At 28.1% G+C, this 23,552-nt stretch carries 21 protein-coding genes; 14 read left to right on the top strand and 7 right to left on the bottom strand.

Annotated elements, in window-relative coordinates:
* Positions 1-25: 25 nt before the first annotated feature.
* Complete coding sequence (locus tag BHAMNSH16_RS00180) at positions 26-1,012, bottom strand: cyclic nucleotide-binding domain-containing protein (RefSeq protein WP_008729253.1); 987 nt, start codon at positions 1,010-1,012, stop codon at positions 26-28.
* 112 nt (positions 1,013-1,124) lie between these two features.
* The gene (locus BHAMNSH16_RS00175; protein ID WP_069732104.1) at positions 1,125-1,712 is read right to left on the bottom strand and encodes a pyridoxamine 5'-phosphate oxidase family protein; all 588 of its coding nucleotides are present in this window, start codon (positions 1,710-1,712) and stop codon (positions 1,125-1,127) included.
* Positions 1,713-1,846: 134 nt separating this feature from the next.
* On the opposite strand from BHAMNSH16_RS00175, the gene nadE reads away from it, so the two are divergent.
* From nadE to BHAMNSH16_RS00120, 11 genes are all read left to right on the top strand, one after another.
* On the top strand, positions 1,847-3,736 hold the full coding sequence (gene nadE / locus BHAMNSH16_RS00170; protein WP_069732105.1) for an NAD(+) synthase: 1,890 nt from the start codon (positions 1,847-1,849) through the stop codon (positions 3,734-3,736).
* A gap of 136 nt (positions 3,737-3,872) precedes the next feature.
* Complete coding sequence (locus BHAMNSH16_RS00165; RefSeq protein WP_069732106.1) at positions 3,873-5,804, top strand: chemotaxis protein; 1,932 nt, start codon at positions 3,873-3,875, stop codon at positions 5,802-5,804.
* 24 nt (positions 5,805-5,828) lie between these two features.
* Entirely contained in the window at positions 5,829-6,092 is a 264-nt protein-coding gene (locus tag BHAMNSH16_RS00160; RefSeq protein ID WP_008727578.1) for a hypothetical protein, read from the top strand.
* 19 nt (positions 6,093-6,111) lie between these two features.
* Positions 6,112-6,480, top strand: coding sequence for a response regulator (locus BHAMNSH16_RS00155; RefSeq protein WP_008725288.1), 369 nt, complete (start codon positions 6,112-6,114; stop codon positions 6,478-6,480).
* 56 nt (positions 6,481-6,536) lie between these two features.
* Positions 6,537-8,678 (top strand): chemotaxis protein CheA, encoded by a 2,142-nt coding sequence (locus tag BHAMNSH16_RS00150; protein ID WP_008727577.1) that lies wholly within the window; start codon positions 6,537-6,539, stop codon positions 8,676-8,678.
* A gap of 11 nt (positions 8,679-8,689) precedes the next feature.
* Complete coding sequence (locus BHAMNSH16_RS00145; protein WP_008725292.1) at positions 8,690-9,220, top strand: chemotaxis protein CheW; 531 nt, start codon at positions 8,690-8,692, stop codon at positions 9,218-9,220.
* A gap of 18 nt (positions 9,221-9,238) precedes the next feature.
* Entirely contained in the window at positions 9,239-10,090 is an 852-nt protein-coding gene (locus BHAMNSH16_RS00140; RefSeq protein WP_008727576.1) for a CheR family methyltransferase, read from the top strand.
* 15 nt (positions 10,091-10,105) lie between these two features.
* Positions 10,106-10,699, top strand: a complete 594-nt coding sequence (locus tag BHAMNSH16_RS00135; RefSeq protein WP_008725296.1) for a chemotaxis protein CheD — start codon at positions 10,106-10,108, stop codon at positions 10,697-10,699.
* A gap of 24 nt (positions 10,700-10,723) precedes the next feature.
* The gene (locus tag BHAMNSH16_RS00130; RefSeq protein WP_008727575.1) at positions 10,724-11,857 is read left to right on the top strand and encodes a protein-glutamate methylesterase/protein-glutamine glutaminase; all 1,134 of its coding nucleotides are present in this window, start codon (positions 10,724-10,726) and stop codon (positions 11,855-11,857) included.
* A 7-nt stretch (positions 11,858-11,864) separates the two neighbouring features.
* Positions 11,865-12,680, top strand: coding sequence for a nucleotidyltransferase-like protein (locus BHAMNSH16_RS00125; RefSeq protein ID WP_008727574.1), 816 nt, complete (start codon positions 11,865-11,867; stop codon positions 12,678-12,680).
* 113 nt (positions 12,681-12,793) lie between these two features.
* Positions 12,794-14,881 (top strand): glutamine synthetase III family protein, encoded by a 2,088-nt coding sequence (locus BHAMNSH16_RS00120; protein WP_069732107.1) that lies wholly within the window; start codon positions 12,794-12,796, stop codon positions 14,879-14,881.
* Between the two features lie 69 nt (positions 14,882-14,950).
* Here BHAMNSH16_RS00120 and BHAMNSH16_RS00115 read toward each other — a convergent pair whose 3' ends face one another.
* From BHAMNSH16_RS00115 to BHAMNSH16_RS00105, 3 genes are read right to left on the bottom strand one after another with little or no spacing between them, the layout of a single operon-like run.
* On the bottom strand, positions 14,951-15,970 hold the full coding sequence (locus BHAMNSH16_RS00115) for a WYL domain-containing protein (RefSeq protein WP_069732111.1): 1,020 nt from the start codon (positions 15,968-15,970) through the stop codon (positions 14,951-14,953).
* A gap of 13 nt (positions 15,971-15,983) precedes the next feature.
* Positions 15,984-17,111, bottom strand: a complete 1,128-nt coding sequence (locus BHAMNSH16_RS00110) for a hypothetical protein (RefSeq protein WP_069732108.1) — start codon at positions 17,109-17,111, stop codon at positions 15,984-15,986.
* Positions 17,102-18,151: a DUF1385 domain-containing protein gene (locus tag BHAMNSH16_RS00105; RefSeq protein ID WP_069732109.1), complete on the bottom strand. Its 1,050-nt coding sequence runs from the start codon at positions 18,149-18,151 to the stop codon at positions 17,102-17,104. The genes BHAMNSH16_RS00110 and BHAMNSH16_RS00105 overlap by 10 nt, the downstream gene beginning before the upstream one ends.
* 118 nt (positions 18,152-18,269) lie before the next feature.
* On the opposite strand from BHAMNSH16_RS00105, the gene BHAMNSH16_RS00100 reads away from it, so the two are divergent.
* From BHAMNSH16_RS00100 to BHAMNSH16_RS00090, 3 genes are all read left to right on the top strand, one after another.
* A complete protein-coding gene (locus BHAMNSH16_RS00100; protein WP_069732110.1) occupies positions 18,270-18,677 on the top strand; it encodes a hypothetical protein in 408 nt (135 codons plus the stop codon).
* A 451-nt stretch (positions 18,678-19,128) separates the two neighbouring features.
* Positions 19,129-20,418 carry an MFS transporter gene (locus tag BHAMNSH16_RS00095; protein ID WP_008731257.1) on the top strand — a complete coding sequence of 430 codons (1,290 nt, stop codon included), beginning with the start codon at positions 19,129-19,131 and terminating at the stop codon, positions 20,416-20,418.
* On the top strand, positions 20,415-21,449 hold the full coding sequence (locus BHAMNSH16_RS00090) for a sugar phosphate isomerase/epimerase family protein (RefSeq protein WP_008731255.1): 1,035 nt from the start codon (positions 20,415-20,417) through the stop codon (positions 21,447-21,449). Before BHAMNSH16_RS00095 ends, BHAMNSH16_RS00090 begins: the two co-directional genes overlap by 4 nt.
* A gap of 68 nt (positions 21,450-21,517) precedes the next feature.
* Here BHAMNSH16_RS00090 and BHAMNSH16_RS00085 read toward each other — a convergent pair whose 3' ends face one another.
* Both BHAMNSH16_RS00085 and BHAMNSH16_RS00080 read right to left on the bottom strand, forming a co-directional pair.
* Positions 21,518-22,519: an NAD(P)H-dependent glycerol-3-phosphate dehydrogenase gene (locus tag BHAMNSH16_RS00085; RefSeq protein WP_008731253.1), complete on the bottom strand. Its 1,002-nt coding sequence runs from the start codon at positions 22,517-22,519 to the stop codon at positions 21,518-21,520.
* A gap of 103 nt (positions 22,520-22,622) precedes the next feature.
* The gene (locus BHAMNSH16_RS00080) at positions 22,623-23,189 is read right to left on the bottom strand and encodes a TetR/AcrR family transcriptional regulator (protein ID WP_069731390.1); all 567 of its coding nucleotides are present in this window, start codon (positions 23,187-23,189) and stop codon (positions 22,623-22,625) included.
* Between the last annotated feature and the right edge of the window lie 363 nt (positions 23,190-23,552).

Raw genomic sequence — 23,552 nt, 5'->3', positions numbered from 1 at the left:
TTCCTTACTTTCTTTTTATATAAAATTACAGTCTTGAAATACTTGCATTTGCTTCCTTTGAGAAATTATCCATAGGAGGCATTGAAATAACTTTTTGATAATATGCTTTTGCTTTAGTTTTATTTCCGCTGCCCTCACAGCTTTTAGCTAAAAAGAGTATAGCCTCTTTAACATTTGAAGATTTAGGATATTTTTTTATTGCTGATAATAACACAGTTGAAGCATTATCATACTTATTTATATTATAATAGCATTTACCCATATAAAATATAGAATTCTCAGCAACAGCAGTATCAGGACTTTTAATTAAATTATTAAATGCTTTTAATGAATTAATATAATCATTATTGTTATATAATTCAACAGCCTTATTATATGCAGGATCATTAATTGCTGCTTTAGCCTGAGTTTTAGGAGATGAAACAGGAGCATTTGAAACAGGAGGTGCTATATCACTGTCATCTGTAATATCTAATTCTTCTTTACATTCTTCAATTTTTTCTTTTACAGTATTGTAAAATGCAGAATCTTCATCAGCATATTGTATGTATCTTTTATAAGCATAAAGAGCATTTCTATATTTCTTATTTTTAAAGTAAAACTCCCCTATTCCGTATAATCCCTCTAAAGGATCCTGACCTTCCTCACTTATATCATTTTCTACAAGCTCTCTTACTCTTTTATTAATTCTTCTAAGCTGATTTGAAAATACCTTTAACATTTTTATGATTATAGGCTTGTTCTTTTCAATCAAACTTTCAAATTCTTCATAAGTAATAATAATAACAACACAATCAGTTAAGCACTGAACAGTATCTTCCTGCGGATAAGTACCAAGTATACTTTTTACCCCAAAAAACTCTCCTATATTAATAAGCTCCCTAGTTTCATACCCTGTTTCTTCCGATAAAAATATACTTTGAGCCTGACCTTGTTTTAATATATAAACTCTATCTGAGGTATCGCCTGTAAAATATACTATGGAACCTGCTTTATATACTCTTGTTTGCATTAACTTTTTTCCTCAACTAATATTTAATTATATCTAAAGTTTTTTAGAATAAAAAAAGATTATTTTATTATTTTATTCTATCACTTATAATACTTTTTTCAAGTTATTTTTTTCATTTTCTCATTTTATTTATCATCTCTATTGTATCTATATCAATTTTTTCAGCTCTTGTTTTTAGGTCTTCTATTATAATTTTTATTTCATCGTATGACATATTCTGACCAAATTTAGCTTTCGCAGTAATATTTTCAATTTTTATAACACCTATAAGCATATTATTTTGTGCATAGTCAAACATTTTATTGTCTATAGATAAATTATAATTATTAGGTTCATATTTTCTTACTATTTTGTATAAAATTTCTTTTCTTCTTGATATATCATCTATAGTTTCAAATTTACCTTCTATAAAAACTGAAAAGAAAAACTGTGTCGGTATCATTTTTCCATTTAAAAATTGGGATGGTATATATGAATATGGTTTTGAAGCACTAAAAGATACTTTAGGATTATTTTTTAAAATTTCATATTTCCTTCCGGCCATAGCACCATGGAAATATATTTCATTATTTTTATAGCAAAAACTTATAGGTACAGCATAAGGTATATCATCAGGCAAAGCCATAACTCCGAATTCTATGCTATTAAGCATATTACATATTTCTTCTTTGTCTTCAAATATAAAATCTTTTCTTCTCATATACCGAATATAACCTCTTATAATTACATTATAATTGTAGACTAAATTAATAATTTTTATTATAATATATATAACGGTTTATTATATTTTTTCTTTATAAATTAATTATTTAAATAATTTGGAGTTAACTTAATATGAAAATAGCTGTTTCTCAATTAGAAATAATACCATCTATGCCTTGTGATAATGCTGTAAGAATAATAAGTTTTATAAGCAAAGCAAAAAAGGAAAATGCGGATATAGTAATATTTCCAGAATTATGTATTTCAGGATACATGATTGGAGATATGTGGGAAAGCGAGGGATTTATAAAAGAATGTGAGGAACTTGGAAAAGAAATAATAAAATCTTCAAATGGAATATATGTAATTTTCGGAAATGTTGCATCTGATAAAAATAAAAAGAATTTTGACGGTAGAATTAGAAAATATAATGCTATGTTTGTAGCTAAAGACGGTAAATTAATACATAATAATACTACTGAATATCCTTTTATAATAAAATCATTGCTTCCTAATTATAAAGAATTTGAAGATCCAAGACATTTTTTCAGTTTAAAAGATTTAGCTTTTGAAAACAATGCAGATATAAAAGAATATTTAAAACCATTAGAAATAGAATGCAGCAAAGAAAAGATAAAATTAGGTTTGACTATATGTGAAGATGCATGGAGTAAGAATTATTTATTTTCTCCTATGGATATTATAAATTCTAATAATGATGTAGATTTATTTATTAATATATCAAGTTCTCCATATACTTTGGTAAAAGACATTAAAAGACATAGCATGTACGGAGAAATAGCAAGTAAACATAACACTCCTCTTGTATATGTTAATAATGTAGGAATACAAAATAACGGAAAAACAGTATACACATTTGACGGCGGAAGTTCTGTTTATGATGATAAAGGTAATTTATTATTAACAGGAAAAAGATATGAAGAGGATTTATACTTTATTGATATTGATGTAAAAAATAAAGTATTTGAAAAAGTTATAGAAATAAGAGAAGAAAATGAATACAAATTAATATATGATACTGTTATTTACGGAATCAGAAAATTCATGAAATCCATTGGAATTAATAAGGTAGTTATAGGTGTATCAGGCGGTATTGATTCTGCTTTATCATCTGCGATGTATGTAAATGCAATTGGAAAAGATAATGTACTATTGGTCAATATGCCTAGTAAATTCAATTCCGATACAACTAAAAACCTTGCAAAAACCCTATCTGATAATTTAGGCTGTGCTTATATGGTAGTTCCTATACAGGAATCTGTAGATTATACTGTAAATCAATTAGAAAGCTCCCCTATTATAAAAGATGGAAAAGAAGATCATTTAAAAGTATCATCATTTGTTATAGAGAATATACAGGCAAGAGACAGATCATCGAGGGTATTATCCGCTATAGCTGCTAGTTTTGGCGGTGTATTTACATGCAATGCCAATAAAACTGAAACTATGGTGGGATATTCAACTATGTATGGAGATGGAGCAGGATTTTTTGCATGTTTAGCAGATTTATGGAAGTATCAGATATACGGACTAGCTAATTATGTTAATAAAGAAGTATTTAAAAAAGAAATTATACCTGAAGGCACTATAAATATTGTACCTAGTGCGGAACTTTCAACTGCTCAGGCTGTTGACGAAGGTAAGGGAGATCCGATAAAATATGATTATCATGATTATTTGTTTAAATTTTTAATGGAATCTTGGAACAGAGCAATATTGGAAGATATATTAGAATTTTACATATCAGGAAATTTAGAGGAAAAAATCGGATGCCGAAAAGGAATATTAAAAAAATATTTTAAAAATGGAGCAGATTTTGTAGATGATTTAGAGAGATGGTGGAAGCAATATATGGGAATGGCTATATCTAAAAGAATACAGGCTCCTCCGATACTTGCAGTGAGCAGAAGAGCTTTTGGATTCGGCAACAGGGAAGCACAAAATAGAATCTATTACACGGCTAAATATTTATACCTGAAAAATAAAATTTTTGAAGTATAATTAAAAAAACTTTAATTAAACATAATTTTACTGTAAAATTATTGTGTAATTAAAATTTTACTTGCAAAAAGCAATAATAAATGTTATATTTATATTGTGATATATAATTTTTTAGAATGTTAGGAAATTACTTAAAGTGGCAGCAACTAGTATTATAGACAATAATATAAAGCAGGATATCCTTGACTATTCTGCAATATTAGAAACAACTGTAAAAGATATTAACTCTTTTCTTGAAGAAGTAGGAAGAGTATATAGCTTTATAGGTGAAAAGTTTCCTATGATCGAACAGGAAATGAAAAACGAAAATGAAAAAGCTAATAATCTGCTTTCGTATTTTACTAACAAAGAAAAAGGTGAAAAAAACTTTTCAAATGATTTGGACGAAAATCAGGAAGACTTTTTTAGATCCTTTGATAGAATGCAAAATTTCATATCACAGGATAATGAACTTTCTGATTCCTTAGTCGAAGATGTAGGCAAAACAAGTAATATTATGGATTCCATAGAACAAATAAGAATGCTTGCTGACCAAATTAAAGTTTATTCATTAAATGCCATTATTATATCTTCTAAATATGGTGCCGGAGGTAAGGCTTTCGGAGAAATATCTAAAAATATAATAAAAATGTCTGAAACATCAAATGAACAGGCAGATCAAATGAATAGAATCGGTAAGGAATTGTTTGTAAGGTTTGAATCATTTAAAACTGAAATACTAAAAACAAATGAACTGCAAAGGCAAAATTTTACAATCATGAGAGAACAGCTTGATAAAGAACATAATAATATGGTTAATTCTTTTGCAGTATTTTCTAATGTAATATCAGATATAATATCAAGAGTTGACAATACTTATGATTTTATATTTGAAGTAATGATGGTTCTTCCTCGTGAGGATATAGTAAGGCAGCAGACAGAACACATAATAGAATCTATGAATTCAATAGTTTATGAAAATAGGAATTTCATTGAATTCTACGGAAAAGAAGTAGAAACTATGGATGCTTCAGATCTTGAAAAAGCTGAAAATCAAAGCTTAGAACATAAGCTGCTTGATTTACTTACTTTTGATGATGTAGTTCTAACTTTAATCATAGAAAATTTTAAATCCATACATGAAGAAATTGATCTTACTAACTCAGATATTTATAAAAGTTTAAAAGGCTTAAAAGATGCTTTAACAGATATTACATTAGATAGAACTACCATAGTAGAATATATGATTGGAGGAGAAACAGGTAAGTCGGAATTCCCTTTTACAGTTTCTGAGTCTTTATTTAATGAATATATGGGATTCATCAAACTTTATTTGGAAAACTTTAAATTATTTTTAACTAATAAATACAGGATATCCGACAGCAATATAGCCATAATAGATTCAATAGAAGAATTGGAAAGTATGTTCTTGGAAACAAAAAACATTGCTAAAACTTTTAACTCCATCAACTTTTTAGCTAAGATAGAACTTGAAAAGAATAGTAATATATTTAATAATTCGCAGACTTTTTCTATAGAAAGTGTTGAATCAATAGCTACCAACATTACAGAAACAGTAGATGGGTGTTTAGAGCAATTCCATAATATTAAATCAGCTATTTTCAGTTCAATTAATAAATTTAAATCAAATATTAATCAGCAGTCAAGTGAGCATTCTTTTATAGAATCTATGACAGAAAGTGTAAGCAAGCGTTTGGACGAATCAAAATATATCATTAATAATAATATAAAAAGATTAGACAGTTATGCTGATGAATTATTCGGACTTATAGATAAAACTTTAATAGATTTAAGTTCTTTAAGTACATTGCTTACAAAAATTAATGAAATAATAGAAATTTTTAATAGTATGAGAAATGTTATAAGAAATAAAAAGAATGAATATTATAAATTATTAGGTATAGATAATTGGAAAATAGAAAGTGATAAATATTTGGATATAGTTAATTCTTATACAATAAAAAAAGAAAGAGCTATTGCCAACAGTATTTTGTCTGGAGAAGATGCACCAAATGTCGATATAAATATAGATGTAGGTGCAGATAGCGGCGATTTTACTATGTTTTAATAAAAGTAATGGAGGTATTTATTTATGTCAGTTATAGAGATAAGTGATAATCTTAATATAAGAACTATGAGTAAATATTTTAAGAATGTCATAAAAAGTGCTAATTATAACGAAGATATGACTGTAAAGTTTAATTGTGAAGGTCCTGCCCATGTTGATTTAGCAGGTTTACAAATACTGTATGCTATGAAAAAAGAACTTGCTAAAAATCAAAAAAACCTTATAGTAGAAGGTATGGATAATTTGTTTGTAGAATATTTAAATATAATTAATGATAAAAATAATTAATGATTAAGAGGTTAAATCTATGGCTAAAACAATACTAATTGTAGACGATTCTAATACAGCTAGAGCATCTGTTGAATATACTTTGAAAAAAGGCAGCTATACTGTAGTTTCTGCTGATGACGGTACTACAGGTTTAGAGGTTCTTGGTAAGACTCCGAATGTTGATATGATAATAACAGACCTTAATATGCCAAAAATGGACGGTATAGAATTTATTAAGCATGTAAGAAAGGTGGATCAGCATAAATACACCCCTATTCTAATGCTTACAACAGAATCTCAGGATGAGAAAAAAATGGAGGGTAAAGCCGCAGGTGCAAGTGGTTGGCTAGTAAAGCCATTTAACCCAACTCAGCTTTTAGATGTAGTAAAACGTTTTTTAAATTGATTTCTAACCATCTTATTTTATATAATAAGGATTTTATAAAGGTAGAGGTATAATACATGTTTGATAGTGATGAATTTATTTCGATATTCTTAAGCGAAGCTAAAGAAATTGTAGAAGGTTTAGAAAATGATTTAGTTTTGTTAGAGGATAATAAAAGTGATGAAGACCTTTTAAATAAAATATTTAGGAGTGCTCATACTCTTAAATCTTCAGCAGGCACTGTTGGTTTTACTACTATGAGTGAATTAAACCATGTTGCCGAAAATTTATTAGAAAAGGTAAGAAGCGGTAAATTGGATGTAACTCCGCAAATGATAACAGTACTTCTTGAATTTTTGGATACTGTTAAACTTATGCTGCAAAATATTGTAGACGGTAAAGGTGAAACAGATGGAGTTACTAATATAGATTCATTAAAGGCTAAAATTAAAGCTATAGCTGACGGAAATGATCCTGCAGCAGTAGCTCCTGCTCCAAAACCAGCGGAAGCCCCTAAAGCTGAAGAAAAGCCTGCAGAAACTCCTAAAGCTGAAGAAGCTAAACCGGCAGAAGCAGCAGCATCTAGCGGAGGCTCTAATTCTTTCCATATTGATATGGGATTTAAAGCTACTATTTTTGATAATGGTATAGACCCTCTTATGTTCTTGAATGACCTTAGAGCTATTGGTACTATTAATAATTTAAAAATAGAATGTAATAATTTACCGACTATTTTAAATCTTGAGGATCCTTATGTTTGCTACACTCAGTTTTCTTTGGATTTTGATACTAATGCTCCAGATGAACAGGTGCAAAATATTTTCTTGTTTGTAATAGATGACAATGATATTAATATTGTAAATACAAAAGCAGATATTAAAGATGATGATGAAGTAAAACCTTCTGCAGAAGCCCCTAAAGCTGAAGAAGCTAAACCGGCAGAGGCTCCTAAGGCTGAAGAAAAGCCTGCCGAAAATGCTCCTGCTAATAATGCTCAGGCTCAGCCGGCAGTACATAAAGCTAAAGTTCAGGCTCCTTCAACAGTTAGGGTTGATACAAGAAAATTAGACAGTTTAATGAACTTAATTGGAGAACTTGTTATAGCTCAGTCAAGAATAATGCAGCTTACTCAAAGTTTAGATATTGATAATGGACTTAAAGAAGCTGTAAGTTCAATGGATAGAACTTCAAGACAAATACAAGAAGAAGTTATGAATATTAGGATGATGCCTATAGGTCCTATATTCAATCAGTTCCATAGATATGTTAGAGATTTGAATTTGGAATTGAATAAAGAAGTTAAACTAGTTCTTAAAGGTGAAACTACTGAGATAGATAAAAATATGTTGGAGCAGTTATCTGACCCTCTTAAACATATGATAAGAAATTCTATGGACCATGGTATAGAAAAAACAAAAGAAGAAAGAATAGCCAGAGGTAAGCCTGAATACGGTACAATAACAATGTCAGCTGCTCACCAAGAGGGACATGTTGTTATAGAGGTAGCTGATGATGGAAATGGATTAAATAAAGAAAAAATATTAAGTAAAGCCATTGAAAAAGGACTACTTTCAAAAGACGGTAAATATTCTGATGTAGAAATATACAGAACTATATTCTATCCAGGAGTTTCTACTGCTGATAAAATAACAGACATATCCGGAAGAGGTGTTGGTATGGATGTTGTTAGAGCCAATGTAGAAAAAATGAAAGGTAAAATAGAAATCAAATCTGTAGAAGGTAAAGGCAGCACATTCATAGTTAAACTTCCTTTGACTTTAGCTATTATTGAGGGTATTACTTTTGCTTTAGGTAAGCAGATATACATTATGCCTCTAATTTCTATCATAGAACAAATAAAAGTAAAAAATGAACAGGTAAAACCTTTTGAAGGTAAAGGAGAAATGATAAAAATTAGAGATGAATATTTGCCTTTAATAAGACTTCATAAAGTATTTGAAATAGAAACACAAGTAGATAACATAGATGATGGAATAGTTGTTGTTGTTGAAGCTGGATATAGAAAATGTGCTATCTTTGTTGATGAACTTTTAGATCAGCAGCAGGTAGTTATTAAGTCTTTAGACTCAGCATTCAGCAAACATGCAGGAATAGCCGGAGGTACTATACTTGGAGACGGAAGAATAGCCCTCATTATAGATATACAAGGATTAGTAAATATGTCTTTACAAGGAAAAATAAATAACGGCGTAAAATAAAGGATTGTAATATGTTAGATAATCAAAAAATAAATGCAGCTAATATACCTCAGGTTGGCGGTACATCTTTAGAACATGATGAAAATATTTCTATTGAACCTAGTCAGCAATTCTTAGTATTTAAAATTGATAATGAAGAATATGCTCTTGATGTATTAAGTATTGAAGGTATTGTAGGCGTAACTAATATAACTCCTGTTCCCGGAAGTCCTAAATTTATGAGAGGACTTATGAATTTGAGAGGTAACATCCTTCACATAGTTGATATAAGAATAAGGTTTGGTTTGGATAGGAGAGACGATCATTCTATTGAAGACGATGTTATTATAGTAATATCCACTACTAATAGAAAATTTGGTATATTGGCAGATATGGTAAGCGATGTTATTACAGTTTATGAAAGCCAGATGACAGAAACCCCTATTGATAATATGAGAGGACTTCAAATTTCTAATGTTATTAGATTAGAAAATAAGATTATTATGGTTCTTCCTATAGAAGAAATTATAAAATCTAATGATGCAAATAATCAAACAGTATAATATCATTGAGGTATAAAAATGGAAGATATAAATGAGCATATGCCTGCTTTAAGCGATGCTGAATTTAATGAATTAGTTAAAATTATTTATGATAAAACTAGAATACAAATGACTAGTCATAAAAGGGCTTTAGTAACTTCCAGATTAAGTAAGAGACTAAGAGCTTTAAAAATGAACTCATTCAGAGAGTATATAGATTTTGTGAAAAATGCTAAAGATGAGGAATTAACTAATTTTGTTAATGCTGTTACCACTAATAAAACTGATTTCTTTAGAGAAAATAAGCATTTTGAATATATGAAAAGTACATTTCTTCCAGAGTGGGAAAAAAATTTTAAAGCGGGAAAAGTAAAGAATCTTAGAATATGGTCGGCAGCTTGTTCAACCGGAGAAGAACCCTACACTATTCAAATGACTTTACATGAATATTTTGGTGCTAACTATGATAAATATGATATAAAAGTTTTAGCTAGTGATATAGATACAAATGTATTAGCTCATGGCAGAGCAGGTATTTATAAAGATGAATCTGTTGATCCAATACAGGATAATATATTAAGAAAATATTTTTTAAAAGGAACCGGTGATAAAGAAGGATTATATAAAGTTAAAGATATTCTAAAAAAGAATTTATTCTTTAGGCAATTAAATTTTAAAGATGAAGATTTTGATATTCATACTCAATTCGATTTAATATTTTGCAGGAATGTTATTATTTATTTTGATAAAGAATTCCAAAAGGAATTATTTAATAAATTTCATAGATATTTGAAAGATGACGGTTTAGTGTTTATAGGACACTCAGAAACATTATTTGGTGTGTCGGATAAATTTAAATATGTATCAAGCAATATCTATAAAAAGATTTAATTATGGGAGATAATAATGATTGATTTTCCGGCAGCAGCCAATAGCAATTTTAAAAGAATCACAATATATATAGGTGGTTATTATGCTTCAAAAGAACCTGCTGTAATAAAAACAGTTCTAGGCAGTTGTATATCCGTATGCCTGTTTGAGAATAAACTTAAATTCGGCGGTATGAATCACTTTATGCTTCCTGAAATGAGAGAATGGGAAAATCCAGCTGATGATTATAATAATACTAGATATGGTGTTTTTGCTATGGAGGTTCTTATAAACGAAATTATTAAATTAGGGGGTAAAAAGGAAAATCTTACAGCTAAAATATTCGGCGGAGGACATGTACTTTCAGGTATGACTAGTAATATACTTCAAGTGCCTGATAAGAATATACAATTTGCTAAAAAATTTTTGGCAGATGAAAAAATACCTATAGTTAGTGAAGATATAGGCGGTAATTGGCCTAGAAAAGTATTCTTTTTCAATACAGAAAATAGAGTGCTTATGAAAAAATTAGAAGGTAAAACCAAAGAATTTTCAGCTGAACAAGAAATTAAATACTCTAAAAATTTACAGCATAAACTTGAAGAAAAATCAGATATTACATTGTTTTAATATATTAATAATTAAGGATTTTATATGGCTACAAAAATTAAAGTATTGGCTATTGATGATAGCGCACTAATTAGACAGTTACTTACTAAAATTGTAAACTCAGATCCTGCATTGGAAATGGTAGGAACTGCAGCAAATCCAATTTTAGCTGAAAATAAGGTAAAAAATCTTAAACCGGACATTATTACTTTAGATATAGAAATGCCTGAAATGGACGGTATTACTTATCTTAAAAAACTTATGCTTAATAATCCTATTCCTGTAATAATGTTTAGTTCTCTTTTGGATAAACATAGAGAATTAGCTTTAGATGCATTAAATATAGGTGCTTTTGATTATGTTATAAAACCATCTGCTAATGTTAGAGATGGGGTTGAAGAATTAGCTACTGATTTAGTTGAAAAAATTAAAAATGCCTATGCAAACAGAGCTAAATTCTATAGAAAACATGGTGTTACTATGCCTACTGATACAACTCCTACAGTAGAAAGAACACCTATTAGCTTGGAAGCTCCTAAAACTGCCGGATTTAAAGTTTACGCCAAAAATACTGCCGATATTATTCTTCCTCTTACTCCTTCTAGAGAAACTCCTATGGATAAAATTATTCTTATAGGATCTTCTACAGGAGGTACTGAAGCTTTGATAGAATGCTTAAAAAATGTTACTCCTTCTGCTCCTCCTATAGTTATTGCTCAGCATATGCCTGAACATTTTACTACTTCTTTTGCTAAGAGATTGAATAGCATATTAAAAATTGATGTGGCTGAATCTGAAGACGGTATGAGTATAGGAAGAGGTCAGGCCGTACTTGCAAGAGGTGCTAAACATACTATGATTAAGGTTAAAGGCGGTAAATATTACATAGAAGTTAGAGACGGAGAGCCTGTTACAAGACATAAACCTTCTGTGGATGTACTTTTCAGAAGTGGTGCTGTTTATGCTAAAAACAAAGCTATAGGAATTATACTTACCGGTATGGGTGATGATGGTGCTAATGGTATGAAAGAAATGAAAGATGCTGGTGCTTATAATATAGCTCAAAATGAAGAAACTTGTACTGTATTTGGTATGCCTAGAGAAGCAATAGCTAGAGGCGGTGTAGACGAAGTACTTCCTTTAGACAAAATATTAGCTGCAGCTTTGAAAAGAGCATAAACAAAAAATGAAAGAATATATAGATTTATATGATTATATAAATAAATGGGTAAGCAGTTTTACAGCTTACCCATACTATAAAATAGAAAAAAAATTGGATTTTATATCCAAGCTTATATCATCTCATAAACAGTTTAATAATATTTCTATTATTCCTACTGGTTCAAAAAGAAACAGAACAGATGTTAGTTATATGGAATATCTTAATGTTTTCTTAATATTAGATGATAATAATAATACTTCTGATACTAGAAAATTCAAATCTTCTATTTTAGAATTAATTAAGAATGATGATTTATATTCAAATAAGGTTAATGCGGCATCATCATCTTTGATTTTAGAATATGAAAATGAAAAAATTGTATTAATACCGGCATTTAAAAATTTGGATAATAATGTTGAAGGTGCTTTGGTTACAAATAGCAATGAACAAAATGAAATTTTCTATCCGAAACTAGATAATAAAAATTTCGATAAAAAAGAACATAATTGCGGATCTAATTTTATTAATTTAATAAAGCTATTCAAACATATATTTTTAACTTTCTCTTCTGAAATTAAATATATTAATGAACTCACTCCGCCTATAATAGAAGCACTTATATGGAATTTACCTGATGAATACTTTAAGTTCAATGATTATGATGATGCTATATTAAAGTCTCTTGAATATATTTATGAAAGAATTGCCAGCAGTGATTATATGTCGCTTTCTGAAATTAATGATATAAAAGTTTTGTTTTCGGCTAGAAATAATATTAATAGAAAAGAATTATTAAAAGCATTATATGAATTAAAACAATTAATACATGAAAACATCTAAAATTCTTACTTTTTTGTTATAACTCTTAATAGTAATATTGAATTAATTTAAACTAATGATATAATATTGTATTATAATTTTTTATAATAAATTTCTTAGGAGAAATATATAAAATGAAAAAAATACCAGAAATTTTTGGTAGCATGGTTTTTAATGATAATGTTATGAAGGATAAGCTCCCTAAAGACATTTATAAAAAACTTATAAAAACCATAAAAAATGGCGAGCGTTTAAATTTAGAAGTTGCTAATGTGGTAGCACATGCTATGAAGGAATGGGCTATAGAGAAAGGTGCTACTCATTTCACTCATTGGTTTCAGCCCATGACAGGTGTAACAGCAGAAAAACATACCAGCTTTATAGCTCAGACAGATGACGGTGCAACTCGTATGGAGTTTACCGGTAAAGAATTAGTTCAAAGCGAACCAGATGCTTCTAGTTTCCCTTCAGGAGGTCTAAGGGCCACATTTGAAGCAAGAGGATATACTGCTTGGGATCCTACTTCTTATGCTTTTATTAAAGATGATACTTTATGCATACCTAGTGCTTTCTGCTCATACAGCGGAGAATCATTGGATAAAAAAACCCCACTACTTCGTTCAATGCAGGTTATAGAAAAAGAAGCTAAAAGAATATTAAAACTTTTCGGTCATAATAATGTTAATAGAGTTTTTACAACTGTAGGAGCAGAACAGGAATATTTTTTAATAGACAGAGAATTATATTTACAAAGACCTGATTTAAGATACTGCAAAAGAACATTATTTGGTGCCTGTCCGCCTAAGGGTCAGGAATTAGAAGATCATTATTTCGGTGCTATTAAACCTAGAGTACTTGCTTTTATGAAAGAGCTTGATATTGAGCTTTGGAAACTAGGTATAGTTGCTAAAACAGAACATAATGAGGTAGCTCCGGGACAGTATGAATTAGCTCCAGAGTTTACTATTACAAATATGGCAACAGATCAGAATCAAATTACTATGGAGCTTATGAAAGTAATAGCTGAAAAACATAATTTAGCTTGTATACTTCATGAAAAACCTTTCGTTGGTGTAAATGGAAGCGGTAAACATAATAATTGGTCTATAGCTACAGATACAGGAATGAATTTATTAGATCCTACAGATAATCCTGCAAAAAATAAACAGTTTTTGCTATTTTTAATAGCTATCATTAAAGCTGTTGATGAATATCAGGACTTACTTAGAGTTACAACTGCTAGTGCCAGCAATGATCACAGACTTGGTGCTTCTGAAGCTCCTCCTGCTATTATATCAATGTTTCTTGGAGATGAATTAACTGAAGTACTTGAGTCTATGGAACATTCTAAGGATTATGAAGGAAAAGGAAAAGTAGAAATGGAAATGGGAGTTAATTCTTTAGCAAGACTTACTAAAGATTCTACTGACAGAAATAGAACTTCTCCTTTAGCATTTACAGGAAACAAATTTGAGTTTAGAATGGTAGGCTCTAGTCTTTCAGTATCAGGACCTAATATAATATTAAATACTATAGTTGCTGAGGCTTTATCGCAGTTTGCTGATATATTAGAAAAGTCTTCAAATTTTGAAAAAGATTTAGATGAGCTTATAAGAGATACTATAAAAAAACATAAAAGAATAATTTATAATGGAAATAACTATTCTGATGAATGGGTAAAAGAAGCTGAAAAAAGAGGCTTATTTAATCTAAAAACTACACCTGAAGCATTACCTCATTTTATATCTCAAAAGAATATAGATGTATTAACAAAACATAAAGTGCTAACAGAAGCTGAAATACATTCTAGATATGAAATAGGAATGGAAGAGTATGTTAAAGAAATGAATATTGAAGCTCTTACATTGACTGATATGGTTTATAAGCATATACTTCCTTCTTCTATAGAATACAGCGGAGAACTTGCAAATATTGCTGATAAGAAAAATAATTTAAAAGTAAACTTTGATGTTGAAAGCGATTTAATTAATAAACTTAATAAACTTATTTCAGATTTATACAGCAAATTGGCAAAATTAGAAGAATATATAGCAGAAAGTAAAAAAATTACTGATATATTAAAATCAGCTAATTTTTCAAGAGATAAGATATTTGCATGTTTAGAAGATATGAGAGTTACAATAGATGAATTAGAAAGAACTGTTTCTAAAAAATATTGGAAACTTCCAACTTACGGAGATATGCTTTACAGTTTATCATAAAGTTAAATAATAAAAGCAGGTATAAATCACTTACCTGCTTTTTTTATGTTTTTATAATATAAATTCTTTTTATTTGCTTTGCATTACAGATAAAGCATTATTCAAATGTTCTATAAACTCTTTATTAAATTTTTCTGGAGATATTATTTTAAAAGAACCTAACCAAGGACTTAAAAATATTCTTAGTTCTGTAAAAGATGAAAAATCAAAATTAACGATTATAGAACCATCTTCTAATGTCTTTTTTATTTTTTGATTGAATCCGTAATCTCTATTTTTAAAATAATGAGCAACATCTGAATTAAAACGAATAGTAGTTTTTGTTAATTCATTATCACTCCAATATATACTTCTTTTTTTCTCTATTAATTTTATTAATTTTTCTCTATTACTAATTCTATTTTTATATTCTTTATAATACTCTTCTTTTTCTTTATTACTATTAAATTTTAATTTCTGCTTTACTTCTATATTAGATATGCTAGTTATAGAATAAGTTTTTATCTTTTTATATTTTTTATCATAAGCAACTAAATACCATATACCCTGAAAATAATAAATAAGATATGCTATGGCTTTAACTTTATAATTAATATTACTGCTTTGAATATAATAATCAAAGTTTATATCATTTAAATCTTTAACGCATGAAAGTAATTTTTCTATACTCTCACTATCTCCGGATATATTATTTATCTCATTATTTGAAATTACAATAACATCATAATATTCATTATCAACATTTTGAGGTAATAATTTAGATATTGTTGAATGAGGTATAAAAGATAAATTTGAACTTACCTTTTTCATAAATACAGAAAATAGTATATCTACATTTTTTTTAAGATTATCATTATCAAAATTAAAACCTCTTTTTAATTTCTTTAAATCTTCTTTTTTTAAAGTATATCTGTCATTTTCTAAAATAAGCTCTATTTGTAAATATATCTGTATTTCTTCCATATCCCTTTGAAATGTTCTTAAAGAAATTTTATTCTGATACATAAATTTATTTTTATCTATTAACCCATCTAACATTAACGAAGTATATAATTCAAATAACCTTTCAAATTTCTTTTTATCTGACATACAATATCCTTTTTTAAAATACACTATGTACAAATTCTTTAACGGCATTACCATTAATATTAAACTGCTCATTATTTATAGTAAAATATCCGTCCAATACTCCTTTAGTAGTTTCAATATCTATTTTACTAAAACCTCCAAAAGAGTCATATAAATAATTTCCTGTAACTGTAAATACAAAACTGAATCCTTCTTCTTTAGAATAATAATCTATAACATCTTTATATTCATGCGATTCAAAATTTTTATATACATACCATTTTTTATTAAATAAAAATTTAATAATTTTTGAATTTTGCGATTCAGGTTTAGAATCATAAATAAATACAGGAATAGGCTCTGTAGTATAAGAAGTATAAACTAAAGCAGCTGTCATATTATGAGTATATCTTGAAGGATTTCTTCCTACTGTATTAATAGCTATAACCGAACTTGTATCTGTTATAGCATTTTCACTTCCCGGAACAACCAAATATCCGCTAGGAAGCCCATAATAAAATGCTGTATATAATGCTCTATTATATTTCCAATTTACCATAGAAGCAGTAAAATTAGTAAACTTAAATGAATATTCAGCATTAATCAAATTGCTTATAAAAGATTTTACATTTATCTTAGTATTATAAAAACTTGGAATTTCAATATTGAATTCACCAACATTTTTTTTAAATTGAGCTCTTACAAAATTATCATAAAAATCTAAAAAATCTTTTTCATTTTCTTTTATAATAAAAGACTGAGAATCTCCGTCAAGTATATTAAAAGCATAATAAGAAAAATATCTCTTTAATCCATATTTATAAAGTTTCCAAAATATTATATGATTATCATGAAATAAATATAAATATAAATTTTCTACCATATCATCATTTATATGTATAGATTTTGGAATCCTGGTAAAATCTCCTGTATAATAAATACCATTATTATTAGTAATAGAAACTGTATTAGCATCAGCTATAGGAGTGTCATTTCTCATATACGATTTTGAAGGAACTACCCTATAATTAATATGCACAAAAATAATTACAGATAATAAAATAAATATAACACCCGCTATAATAAAAATATATTTTTTTATATAGCTTGAAGAATATTCATAATAATTATCATTTGCTATAAGCCTCTTTTTTATACGCATAATCTTTCTTCTGCTGTATTATCATTATTTTCCAAAACTTTTTTAATATCAGCCTGAACTTCTTCTTCAGTTCTTTTTTCGATCGATGTATCTAGAAGTTTGGATAAAGCAAATAATGCTACTTCTATTTCATCATCTTGAGGTCTTCTAGTAGTTATTTTTTGAAGAGCCAAACCCGGAAGTATAGCAAGCCTCATAAGAGGAAAATTATAAAATTTAAATCCTAATTTTAGTATTTCATAAGATATACCAGAAACTATAGGAAGCAAAATAATATTAATAGCCAGCACTGTTAAATTTCCAACTATTTTAGGCGGAGTATATGAAGCATATATATATGTGTATACAAAATAGCTTGTAAACATATAAAGCAATATAGATACTGTTAATACTAAAAACATAAATGTAGTACCGCATCTAGGGTGTATAGTCGTATAATCTCTAATGTTCCCTGAATCAGGATCTAATCCATGCTCATAAGCATTAACAACCATGTGTTCTGCTCCATGATATTCAAATACCCTTTTTATATCTTTAAAAAATGATATTACAAGAAGATATAAAACAAATATAGATAATTTTATGCATCCTCTTACTAGATTAAATACAATAAAATTACTTTTTTCATCTATTCCTATAAGTGTAGTTATAAAATAAGGTAAGGCAATAAAAAGCCCTACTGCAAATGCCAAAGATACCAACATACTCAAAGTCATAGCTATACTTTCACTTTTTTCTGATTTAGGTTTATTATTTTTTTTATTGGTTTCTTCTTCAATACCTGCAGTATTTGCAGAAAATACCAAAGTTTTATATCCTAATTTCATCATATCAATAAAATTTACAATACCTCTAATGAAAGGCAATTTACTTAATTTGTTTTTATTTTCAGGAATAGCCGCTTTGATAAAATCTATTTGTTTATCCGGTTTTCTAACAGCAACAACATAATGGCTTTTGTTTCTAAGCATTATGCCTTCTATAACCGCCTGTCCGCCTACTCCTTCCTTAATTCTATTTTCATCTAATTTTTTACTCAAAATATATGTCCTCATTTATTTTTAATATTAAAGTAAAGTATATAATATACTAAATACAACATTCTTTCAAGTATAAAAAAAACTTGAATTTATAAAAATAATTCATATATTATATAGTATGAAATATATATTAGTTATTTTATCTATATTAATTTTTTTATCATGTAAAAGCACAAATACTCAAATGGCAGCTGTACCAGAAGAAATACATAATAAAGAAACAACTTCTTTACCTAAAGCCATTACATTAAGAGATAGAGCGGGATATTATAAGAGCAAAAGTCCGTATTTTACATTTAATATTGATTTAAAAGAAAATGGTTATGCAAATGTTGTATTAAAGGGATGGATGGTTTATAGGGGGCTTGTAAAAGTTGGGGACCCTAGTTCTGAAGCTAAAAAATTCAGATTAGATATAGACAATATAACTTATGTAATACTAGAGTTTAAAGATTTAGATAATGCCAGAGCTTCTGTGATATTAAAAAATGTTGTTCAGCAATCCCTTGATATGACTAAAATATAATATTTCATACTTTTTTCATAAAATAAATTTGACAAACTAATAATTTTAACTATATTAAATAATATAGGATTATTATTTATGTTCAACAGTCAACAGTCAACAGTCAACAGTCAACAGTCAACAGTCAACAGTCAACAGTCAACAGTCAACAGTCAACAGTCAACAGTCAACAGTCAACAGTCAACAGTCAACAGTCAACAGTCAACAGTCAACACAACAGTCAACAGTCAACAGTCAACAGTCAACAGTCAACAGTCAACAGTCAACAGTCAACAGTCAACAGATTTTTTATATAAATTAAATAAAAACTTAAATTATAGTGTATTTTATTGTATACATTTCTATTATAAGTATTTTTGTATAAAAAATAAACTTTCTATTAATCCTACAAAATCAAATATTATTTCAGATAAATCCAATTTATCATAATAAATAAAAATAAGGAGTACTTATGTCAAAAGAAGAAAAAGCTGTAAAAAATAGTTTTAAGAAATGGTTCACATTCTGTGTTCTGGTATTTGGAGGCGGAACTGTATTTAAATTGTCATCTTTAAAAGATGCATTTTATGTACCTATGCAGGAATTTATGAATTTAACTCATACACAAATAGGATTTGCTTTATCTGTTTACGGACTTGTACAAACCATAGGTAATTTCTTTTCTATTTACATATCTGATAGATTTTCTAAAAGAATATTAATACCTGTTGGACTTATTGGTGTTGGTTTAGTAGGATTATATATGTCTACATTTCCGCCATATTACGGTATATTGATTTCTTGGGGATTATTATCATTATTTGGTGAAGTTATATATTGGCCTGTATTATTGAAATCTGTAAGATTATTAGGTGATAGTAATGAACAAGGGAGATTATTTAGTTTCTTAGAAGCTGGAAGAGGTATCGTGGATGTAGTCATCGCTTATAGTGCTTTAGGTGTGTTTACATTATTAGGCTCTGGTTCTGCAGGATTGAGAGGCGGTATAATATTCTTCTCTGCTGCTGTTATAGTAGCTGGAATATTATCATACATATTATTAGAAGATGATGTTGTAAAATTAGAAGATGAAAGCGGAAATAAAGTTTCAAGAGATAAAGTAGCTATGCAGGGGGTTATAAAAGCAGTAAAAAGTTTAGAAATCTGGGTAGTTTCATTAACAATATTTAGTGTATATTCTGTATATTGCGGTTTAACTTATTTTATACCTTTCCTTAAAGATATATACAGCATACCTGTGGCTTTAGTTGGGGCTTATGGTGTAATAAATCAATATGGATTAAAAATTGTAGGAGGTCCTATAGGTGGTGTATTATCAGATAAAGTGTTCCACTCACCTACTAAATATTTAAGATTTGCATTTTTCTTATCTGCTATTGCAATAATAGGTTTTACATTTATTCCGCATGGACAATTCAATCCTTATATAGGTATGGTTCTTACATTAAGTTATGGTGCTATAATATTTTCTATGAGAGCAGTATTTTTTGCTCCTATTGATGAAGTAAAAGTACCTAAAGAAATATCAGGTGCTGCTATGTCCATAGCTTGTATATTTGGATATTCTCCTCAAATGTTTGCTTTTACATTGTACGGTAATATATTAGATAATAATCCCGGATTTGCAGGATATAGAATAGTATTTTTTATAATGGCAGGTTTTTCAGTACTTGGTATATTAATATCTAGTTTACTTTTATCAATGATTAAAAGAAAAGAAAAATTAGGAGTTCAAGAATGAAATTAGGTTTAGAAACAGAAAGTTATCATTTATTCTTTCAAAATAAAAGAATGAATATATTTGATTTTATTAATAAAACAAGTGAGCTTGGTTTAGACGGTGTTCAAATTAATATAATAAAAGACTATAATTTAGATCCTAATTGGGGAACTTTAGAAACAGATGAAATTAATCATTTGAAAAAAGTTAGAGCATTATGTGATAAATTAGGGTTATATATAGAAGTAGATACAAAAGGAATAGAGTTTGAGCATTTGGAAAAAGTTCTGAAAGCGGCTCATATATTAGATGCAGAAGTTGTAAGAACATATATTCCAACGAAGGATCCTGTAATATCTGAAGAATCTGGGGCAGGCGGCAAATATGATCCGGCCAAGGTTAGACAATATTTTGATACTTCAATATACGAAGAAGCAATACCTAAATTAGAAAAAATTATACCTATTTTAAAAAAATATAGAATCAAAATAGCTTTAGAAAATCATGAATATGAAACTTCTAAAGAATTAGTTTGGGTTGTTGAAAAATTATCAAGTCCTTGGATAGGTTTATTATTTGATTTTGGAAATTCTATGATGGCTTGGGAAGATCCAATAGAAGCTGCTAATAATATGGCTCCATATACATTCTCAACACATGCTAAAGATCATATTATAATAGAAGATCCTGAAGATGTTTATAAATATGTTGTATGCGGAATACCTATAGGTGAAGGTAATTTAGATATAAAAAAAATATATGATATTTTATATAATAAATCTCCTCTAAAAAGAATTAATATAGAATCATGCCACCCATATTGTGCACAGTTTAAAAGAGCTCCAGGTGTAGGTGGAGTAGATAAAGTAGGAGAAAATGCATTTAAAATACATCCTCAGCCTTATCCATACAATGAAATAAAGCCTTTAGAATACTATTATCCTCAAGAAATTTCTAATGAATATTTGGAAAAACTTCTGAAAGATCAAGATGAAGGATTAAAAAGATCTGTAAAATATCTTAAAGATATAAGAGATTCGTATTTAAATTAATACTGTATTTCTAATTAAGATAAAAGGAGATGCTATCTGGTATCTCCTTATTTTTCATAATATATTAATTAAAAGAATCCTTCGCTCTTAGCTTCTTTACTCATAAGTTCTGTTACTGTATTTTTTATATCAGCGTTATTAAATAGTATATTATATATTGCTTCTGTTATAGGCATATAAATATTATTTTTTTTAGCATATTCATAAGCAGCAGTAGTGGCATATACTCCTTCAGCAACCTGACCATGACTTTCAGCCGTTACTTCCTGATATTTTTTACCTTTGGCAAGTTCTCTTCCTAATCTATTGTTTCTGCTAAGTCCGCTGGAACAAGTAACTATTAAATCCCCTATTCCAGAAAGTCCGTACATAGTATCTATTCTAGCACCTTTACTCAAAGCAAATCTTACTATTTCATGAAGTCCTCTTGTTATAAGAGCAGCTTTTGTATTGTCTCCGAGATTAAGTCCGTCTACTATACCTCCTGCAATAGCTATAATATTTTTTAAAGCCCCGCCTATTTCAACACCTTTCTGATCTGTGGAATTGTATATTCTAAACTTTGGAGGAACAGTTAAAGTATCTCTAACATATTCAGAAACGCCTTTTTCACCTCCCACAACTACTGCAGTAGGGACTCCCTTAGCAGCTTCTTCAGCATGCGAAGGACCTGAAAGTGTAAGTATAGATAAATCACCGGATATTATACTTCTAGCAACCTCACTCATAGTTTTGCCTGTTTTTCTATCAAGTCCCTTAGTTGCAGATACCAATATTTGCTCATTACTTATGTAAGGCTCTATATTTATGCAGGCATCAGCAAAAGCAAATGAAGGAGTTACTATTATAATTATCTCACTATCATTTACCGCCTCTCCTACATCTGTTGTAAATTTGATGCTTCTATTTAATTCTATATTCTCCAAATAATTATCATTTCTATATGAAGAGCTTAATAATTTGTAACTGCTTTCACTATGAACCCATACTTTAATATCATGTTTTTCAGAGAAAATATTTGCAAGAGCAAGTCCCCAACCTCCTGCCCCTATAATACCTACATTTGCCATAAGCTGCCCTACTTCATTTTATAATATAGTATCTATTAGTATATATAAAAAATAACTATTATCAATATATAATTGTAAAAATATTATGTAAACTTATTATATTTTATTTAAAAGATTTTTCAAGTAAAATAGATATATTATTAAGTAAATCTTCTTTGTTTATTTTATTATTATTGTCATCTTTAACCCAGCAGAATATTACAGAAACTAAAGCACCAGAAAAGAACTGAGACATTATTTTTGTATTTTCAGCATTTTCACTTTTCATAGTTTCACCTAAATATTCTAAAAATATTTTATAAAGTGATGAAACAAATAACAATGTATTATTAGAATCTATTAATGATACATTAAAATACTGCTTATTATCATCAAAATAATTAATAACTTTTTCTAATATTTTTCTATGATTCTTTTTAAAATCATATATAGAATTATCTTTTTTTAATTCCTTTATAATATCCTCTTTTATATCATCTATAATAGAGTTTAAAAGTTCTTCTTTATTATTAAAATGATCATAAAATGTAACTCTATTTACTAGTGCATGTTCGCATATCTCTGTTACGCTTATATCTTTTAATGAATTATTTTTTAAAAGCTCAAGAAGAGAATCTTTTAAAAGTTTTTGAGTTTTTATTATTCTTAAATCTTTTTTATCATTTTTCATTTATAAAGTATGCCATATATTAGAATAAAAATAAAGTTTTTTATCTATAAAAATGAGATGGTTTTTATAGATAAAAAAAATAAAAAAAGGTAAAAATCGAAGTATTTAATATGTAAAAATGAAAAATTTTTAAAAAAATATGATTTTAAAGTGTGATAATTTTACACAAAAAAGATAAATTATTATATATAGAAATATTATCTAATTATTAATAAAAAAATATATTTTATGTATTGCAAAAAAATATAAAATATATTATATTAGTTACTGTTCTTTGACAGTTTTATGTAACTTACATATTAATGTGAAAAGAATATAAAGGCTAAAAAAAGCCTGTCTCGATACCCTACTACGCTCTGCGTA

Origin of the sequence: Brachyspira hampsonii, from assembly GCF_002214805.1 — a bacterium.
In the GTDB taxonomy this organism is placed as follows: domain Bacteria; phylum Spirochaetota; class Brachyspiria; order Brachyspirales; family Brachyspiraceae; genus Brachyspira; species Brachyspira hampsonii.
This window is presented reverse-complemented; position numbering and strand designations above follow the sequence as displayed.